We start from the raw sequence: 7,538 nt of genomic DNA, 5'->3' as shown, positions 1-7,538 counted from the left end.
AGCATACAGCAGGCACGTCTATATGTCAAGATATTAATGACGCACTACACTAGCTCGTTCTCCGCTATTTCAACAGATAGCTCAGCTTGAACCTGAGAACCCTGCCATCCTGTCGAATCTTGTCCCCCAGATGTTCATCTCCGGCCGCGTTGTAGTATTCCTGATCGAAGAGGTTATGGCAGGTCAGAGAGAGCTCAAGATTCCGGACCATCCCCCTGCTCAAAATGCCTACGGTGGTTATGTAGTACGGATCTATGTCTATGTCCGGCCTCTTCCCTTTTCGCTTGTCAGAATAATTCTCCTTCAGGCTGATTTTCAGCTTGTCTCCGTGTATCGGGATAACGATACCGGCAGTCGCCATGGCCACAGGGACATTGGCCAGCTTCTCATCTGCTTCCCTGTCTTTGGAATTCTGAAGCGCGGAGCTCGCAAATCCTTCCCATCCGTTGCCAAACCTCCACCTCAGGGAAAGCTCAATCCCCTGCGAGACTATGGCAGATGAATTCTGATATTGAAGCATTGAGTCCGGGGTCATGACTTGATTGATGAGATGGTATATCGAGTTGTGGTAGAGAGAGAGCTGTCCGTTTACGGATTTTCCGATCCACTGCTCCCATATTCCTTCCCAGGTCCTGACTTTCTCAGGATCCAATCCGTCGTTTCCAATCTGGGTCATTTCGTCTGTATAGTATTTTTCGTAGATGCTCGGGGCTCTGAATGCTTCTCCATACAGAAGTTTGACTGTACTCTGACGAAACGGCTTGTAGATAAAGGCCGCCCTCGGATCGGCAACGCCTCCAAAAACAGGATAATCATCATAATGGCAGCCCACGGTTATGTTCAGATTACCCCTGAGCCTTAGCTCCTGCTGAAGGCAGAGTGCCCAGAAACTGTACGAGTAACGTCCGTCAGGAAGGCCGTCAACCCGGCGGCGGTCCTGGTCAAGATAGTTCAAGGCGGTCTTCAGTCGATGCCGTTGGTACTCTCCTCCCAGGGTCAATCTGTTCCCACGAGCAATGTCCCAGGTGTAATTGCTCTCAACTCCTATCCAATCACCCCAGGCCCCCTCTTCGCTAAAGTAATGACCGGGTTCATCCGCATAAATCCAGAGGCCTTTGTACACCATGTTGTCATAGTAGAGCTTGCCCGATATCCCTTTGTCGGCACTGATGGGATGGACCACGTTCATCTCAACAAAGTTCCTGCCATCAATGGTTCGTGTGCGGTCATCACCGAACGTCGTTTCGTAGGAGCCCGTTGGGACTCCCTTGGTCCTCGACGACAGTTTTGCGAATATGGAGACCTCTCCATAGGAAATTTGCCCGAGAAACGACTTTGAGCGGTCGTAATCAGCGCCGCGGGTAATACCGTCGCCAACCAGCCCATCGTATTCTTCGAAATACAAGTCGTCTCCCTTTGTATCCATCAGTGATAGGGAGCCTATGGCCCGAAGGCCGTTTCCAAAGTTCTTTCCACCAATCAAGATACCTTTCTTCATGCCAAAACTGCCGGTCTCATTCGACAGCTTGAGTCCCTGTAAATCTTCAACCCCGTAGGTGATGACATTGACAACGGCAAAGAAGGCATTGGTTCCATAGAGTGCAGAGCCCGGGCCCCTGACAATCTCTATCCTCTTCACAAGGTCAAGGTCGATCCCGGAGTCAGTCCCTATCAGGTTCGAACCTATCCAGTTGTCGTTCATGACATGGCCGTTCATGAGAAGCAGGATTCTTGTGGAGTAGTCACCCAACCGGGCAAACCCTCTTACTCCGACGTACTCATAGTTTCTGTCGTAGATGGCATCGAATCCGGCCACATCCCTGAGAACATCCGCAAGGGTCTGGCAGCCATAGTTCCTTATGTCGCTGTCAGTGATGATAGTCACGGAGGAAGGAGCGTCAGTCAGGCTCTGTTCATACTTTGAGGCGGCTACGACCTTGACTCCCCGAAAGAGGAGTTCTTCTCCGGCTATCGCCCTCCCACTCTCCTCGGCTTCGGACGTAACGCTTCCGCAGAGAGACAGCATCACAAGGAGAAAGACAGGGACCAGGAATATTCGGTTCTCAGTCATGTCTGATACCTCCGATATCTGCCGGTTGATTTGACGCAAAAATAGCCCGTTGGGCCCATGCAAATAGACCCTATTCAATCTATCGGCTGGAAAGTTGAAAGCGTGACAACGTGTTATTTGTCAAGGCGCAAGGAAGGCATGGGCAGATGCGCGGCGGTTTCTATCGGAACCGGCCCCTCTGATCCGGCTGTGCGCAGAGTCATCGCCAAAACAGGTGCGTTGTCTGGCGCACATTGTTCCTGCGATTCAAAAACAGGAAGTGGGGGTCCAAGAGACAAACCTCACTTCCGGTAATCCGACCTGGTTGGTCGCGAACCAGAGATTGGCTAGTTATATTGGTTGAAGTAGTTCTCTAGTCCGATGTCGGCCACGAAATCCCAGAAGAGATCATGGAGACACTGGGCATTAAGCCCCCATTGCAGGAAGTAATGATCGTACGCTTGCTGACAGCTGACCGGCGTGGAGTTCGCGACAACTGGCAGAAACATAACCATCATAACGACGACAACAAAGGCTTCCTTCATTTCAAACTCACCTCCTCCTGAATAACCTTGACTCCCTCTACCGTCAGGCTTTCCGCCTCGGCTGGCAGAAAGCTGCCCTTGGAGAACTTCGCCAGAACTACAATCTTAGGATTCGTACCTTTAGTCATCATTCTTTGATAGCTGACCAAGACGTTTCCTTTTCTCGTATCCCAGAGATAAGGGGACGATTCAGATTCGGTGAAGAAAATCCCCTCGCTCGTGAATGTCTTTTTGTTTTTCAGCCGAATGACAAAACGACTCTGCGGCGCAAAAAGGAGTTCCATTTTCTTGGGCATTAGGATGCCAAAGAAATGATAATCACCTGGCTCATCAGTCATAAGCAAGTACATTTGCCCAATGATAAGCTTTGCACCAGGAACATTTCTTGCTGCTCTTATTTTGTCGATCTTGTCATCCGATACCTGCGTGGCATAGAAAACTTTCCAACCTTCTGGGCTTTGCCAATCTACAAACTTCTTCTTAGCAAACAGACTGGTTGGCATCAGCACAAGGAGAACAACCAACCCACTGTGAACTGACCTTTTCACAACTATTCACCTCTTCTTCCTGGCATTCTGACGCGAAAAGGTGTGAAGCGCTGCCATCAGAGAAGCTATCTCACAAGATAATTTGCTATTCCTACCATATCTTTCTTGCGAAAATCTTGTCAAGGTAATTTATTCTGCCCACATTAGTCTTTGCCGAATTGACCCACGGGGCTTTTGTCGCGACTCGTATATAATGCTTCGACCAGGCCTTCGGATCGCAGCGACAAAAGTGAAAGCCTGGCAGTACAGAATTTGCCAGGCTTTCTGAGCAGGGGCTGCGTCCAGGCCTATCTGATCATTTGTCTTTTTCGAGGATGCCCATGCCGCTCCGGTCTGGATATGCCGGTCTCGCTGCCGGTTTGAACGGATTGCGCGCGATCTCGTCCATCATCAGCTTGATTGCGGCATCGAGCTGAGGATCCTTTCCGCCTACCATCAGGGCCGGGTCATCAACGACCTCAATGTCCGGATCAACTCCGTGCCCTTCAATGCCCCATGTACCATCTGTCTTGTAGAATGCAAATGTCGGAACGCTCGTGTACCCGCCGTCAATCAGCCTCGGGTTTCCGCTCATGCCGACCAGACCGCCCCAGGTTCGCGTACCGATCAGTTTGCCCAGACCGGCTTTCCGGAAGGAAAACGGGAAGTAGTCGCCGCCCGAGCCGGCGAGCCCGTTTATCAGCATGCACTTCGGCCCGTGCTGCGCATGTGCCGGCCACGGGATATTCTCGTCGGTGTGACGGCTTGACCAGTAGTTGAACACGGGCCGGTTGAGAAGCTCTATGAACCGATCCGGAATCTGCCCACCGCCGTTCCACCTTTCATCAATGATGAGAGCTTCTTTGTTGATCTGGCCGTAGAATTGTCGCACTAGCTCGTTCTGTCCTTCGATTCCGGTGTCGGGAACATAGATATAGCCCACCTTGCCGCCGGTCTTATCGGCCACATAAGCCCTGTTTTTGTCCACCCATGCACGGTAACGCAGAGCAGATTCGCTGCCGCGCAATTCTATCAGCACGCGGCGGGATGAATCTCCAACAGTGGGCTCCCCACTTACGGTCAGCGTGACCGTCCGGCCCGCCAGACCTTGAAATGCAGCCCATGGATCTTTGGCTGTATCAATGGGTACGCCGTTAACGGCGAGCACGTAATCACCGGTCTTGATTCCCGATCCTGGCTGGCTCAGCGGGCCTCTGGCATCCACGTCCCAGGGGTCACCCTCGATAATTCTCGAAATCCGGTACGCGCCATTTTGAAGCTCGAAGTCACAGCCAAGCATACCGACTGAGACGCTCGGAGCCTTTTCGTTATCGCCTCCCCAATAGTACGCATGGCCCACATTGAGCTCTGAAATCATTTCTCCAATGACGTAGCTCACGTCCTCGCGGGAGGCGCAGTCATCGAGCATGACCCCGTAACGCTTGCGGACCGCTTCCCAATCGACTCCGTGCATATTGGTGGCATAGAAGAAATCGCGCTGGATGCGCCACGTATCAGTGAAAATCTGACGCCATTCTTGCCGTGGATCGGCGTCAAACTTCATTCCTGATGTGGAAATCACGGATTCGATTCTCTGTTCGGGCCTGGCATCAACTATTCCCATCGCCTCACTCTTGACGATGAGCAGTTTCTTCCCATCAGCCGACATGGCGAAATCCCGGACATCCGTCATGACCGTCTTCTCTTTATCCTTCTCTTCGTCCAGATCGAGAAGATGAATCGAAGCTTTGACCCCGGAGTCTTCCGCATCTCCTTCCTGTACACGCATGTAGATGAGCTTCCCTGCATCATTCACACTCAGGCGTAAGAAGCTGCCGCGTTCGACCGGAAGGAGAATTGTCCTGTGCTCAAAACCCTCAAGGTCAATCTTGATCGGCTCGCCCGCCTTCTTCTCCTCGGCGCCGGCCGGTTTTTTCTCCTCAGCGTCGCCCGGCTTCTTCTCTTCGGCATCGCCCGCCTTCTTCTCCTTGTCCTTGGACTCTCCCTCATCCTTCTTCTTCTCGTCGTTCTTGTCCTTCACTTTGCTGGTGTCAGTCTTGGCCGCACCTTTGTCCTCGCCCCACTTTTCGTCGTCGCTCTTAGGAGCAAGAGGAGAGGTGATGTCGCTCCTGAGCGGAACGGTGTAAAGGCGATCAGTTTGGTCGTAGACCCATGACGAGCCTTGATCGTCATAGGTCGGCGAACTGAAATCACGCTGGCTCGCGAAGTAAAGATACTTACCCTCACGGTCGAATGTCGGCCAGGTATCGTTGAACATCCCGCTTGTCACTGTGTGTTTTTCGTCTTTCACGACATCGTAAAGCCGCACAAAGGCAGGCATTCTCATGGACTCTACAATGGAGTAGGCCATCCAGTTCGAGTCGTTCGACCAGCTCACACGCGCCCCTCTCCCGCCAACTCCGCTCGCCGTGCGGTCAACGACTCTCGTTTTCCTGCTCTCGATGTTGAGAAGGTACAGAGTATTGGTCTGGTCCCAGAAGGAAATCCACTTGGAGTCAGGAGACCATGTCGGATCGTACAAGAACCCTTTTCCAAGCGTGGTGACCCGGCGTGTGCTGCCGGCTCCGTCCGACTGAGTAATGTAGAGTTCGTACGCGCCGGAAGAATCTGAAAAATAAGCGATCCACTGGCCGTCGGGACTCCAGGCAGGATCGCGTTCGGCAATGCCGCTCGTCCGGTTAAGGTCTATCGGTGACCCCTTCTTGGCGGGGAGCGTCCAGATGTCGCCCCTTGCCTCAACCACTGCGCGCTTCCCGGTCGAGGAAATATTGCGATTGAAGATGAAGTCCTTGGCGTCAACGGTCTGGACCCGGATTTTCGGTCTGTCGCCGGGAATGGTGACTCTTACAGTCCGCACGCCCTCGCCTCCAAGGTCGAGAAGCTGGAGGTCCGGGCCGTACTGGAACACGATTTCCCCCTGTCCGGTCGAACCGGGTCCGATGGACGGCCACTTCACGTCAAAGTCCTTGTACGCAGTGACCTGACGGCGTTTTCTTGTTTTCGTGTCATAAAGCCAGATATTGAGGCGGTGTTCAGGACCGCCGTCCGAGAGATAGTAGATGCGGTCGCCGTTCCACATCGGCTGGGTATCAGTTCCTTCCCAGTCAGTGATCTTCTTTGATGTGTTGTCCTTGAGATTGAAAAGCCAGATGTCAGTGGCCATTCCGCCGCGATACCGTTTCCAGGTGCGAAAATCCGCCGTATGCGGTGTGTATGCCAGCCATTTGCCATCGGGGCTGATTGCAGCGTTCGCCCCGTAAGGAACCGGCAATTTCTCCGGCAGCCCTCCTGATGCGGGCACGGTGAAAAGCTCGGTCGCACGCGGATATGTTTGCATACCATATGCGAAGAAGATCAAGCGGCCGTCCGAAGTCCAATCGTCCAAAACTTCCGCCGTCGGATGATGAGTGACACGTAGCGGGATCCCGCCGGTCACAGGAATTGTGTAGATATCCTTGTTCCCATCATAGTTGCCGACAAATGCGATGGTGCCTCCATCAGGGCTGAACTTCGGGAACATTTCCTGGCCGGGAGGACCTGCAAGCGGTGTTGCCACGCCTCCCGCCTTCGGAACAAGCCAGAGGTCATTCGCATAGAGAAAGGCGATATGGGTTGCGCTCACATCCGGATAGCGCAGCATTCCGGCGTGCGGCTCGACTGCAGTAGCCGGTGTTCCAAAAACCGACAAAAGAACTACCAAGAGAATCACGGTGCAAAGGTGCTTTCCCAACATCTCTCTACCTCCCGGGGTAAACCGCATGAAACCAGGGCTCAATATCCCTTTTACGAGTGAACCAGAAGACTGGTTTCATTTTGCTCGTGGATCGTCGTGCATTATGCCGAACACGTTGCCCTCAGTGTCCTTGCAGTAGGCCATGTAGCCAACGTCCGGAATGGCCATCTTCGGCGAAACGACTTCGCCGCCCTTTTTCTTGATTCTTGCTATGAATTTGTCCACTGATGGAACATCGACTGTGTTTATCGTGGCCTCTGATTTCTTTGAACGCTTCATTATGCCGCCGTCTATGCCCGGCTTACTCTTTTCCCCGGTTGTCACGAGCCAGTATTCCACGGGGCCCTTCCATTTCGCTATTTTCCAGCCAAAAACCTCTTTGTAGAACTTTATTACACGTTCCGGTCTATCAGCAAAGATTTCGAAATGAATCACACGCGGCATGGCTCTTCCTCCTTTCCTTCCCCTGCTTCAAGAGTTCCCATCAGCTAGCAAGGCAATCAATTCAGTCTTTAAGGATAAGCGTTCATTCGACAGCCTTCAACTCCGAATTCGGGGACACATCCACTACTGTCCCGTTGAGCATCTCTTTGTTTGGTGCAAGTAATAGCCTGCTTTATGCATAAACTTACATGAACATGGTATCGAGTGCCACAAGTTAC

At 52.6% G+C, this 7,538-nt stretch carries 5 protein-coding genes; all 5 read right to left on the bottom strand.

What is annotated here, in order from left to right:
• Window positions 1-64: 64 nt before the first annotated feature.
• Window positions 65-2,071, bottom strand: coding sequence for a TonB-dependent receptor (locus QME66_12085; protein MDI6809703.1), 2,007 nt, complete (start codon window positions 2,069-2,071; stop codon window positions 65-67).
• Window positions 2,072-2,397: 326 nt separating this feature from the next.
• Window positions 2,398-2,595 (bottom strand): hypothetical protein, encoded by a 198-nt coding sequence (locus QME66_12080; GenBank protein ID MDI6809702.1) that lies wholly within the window; start codon window positions 2,593-2,595, stop codon window positions 2,398-2,400.
• On the bottom strand, window positions 2,592-3,119 hold the full coding sequence (locus tag QME66_12075) for a hypothetical protein (protein MDI6809701.1): 528 nt from the start codon (window positions 3,117-3,119) through the stop codon (window positions 2,592-2,594). The genes QME66_12080 and QME66_12075 overlap by 4 nt, the downstream gene beginning before the upstream one ends.
• A 319-nt stretch (window positions 3,120-3,438) precedes the next feature.
• Complete coding sequence (locus QME66_12070; protein MDI6809700.1) at window positions 3,439-6,876, bottom strand: PDZ domain-containing protein; 3,438 nt, start codon at window positions 6,874-6,876, stop codon at window positions 3,439-3,441.
• Window positions 6,877-6,951: 75 nt separating this feature from the next.
• Window positions 6,952-7,320, bottom strand: a complete 369-nt coding sequence (locus QME66_12065; protein ID MDI6809699.1) for a VOC family protein — start codon at window positions 7,318-7,320, stop codon at window positions 6,952-6,954.
• Between the last annotated feature and the right edge of the window lie 218 nt (window positions 7,321-7,538).

This window comes from Candidatus Eisenbacteria bacterium, assembly GCA_030017955.1.
Lineage (GTDB): Bacteria > Eisenbacteria > RBG-16-71-46 > JASEGR01 > JASEGR01 > JASEGR01.
Note: the sequence above shows the minus strand (reverse complement) of the source record. Positions and strands in the feature narration are given on the sequence as shown.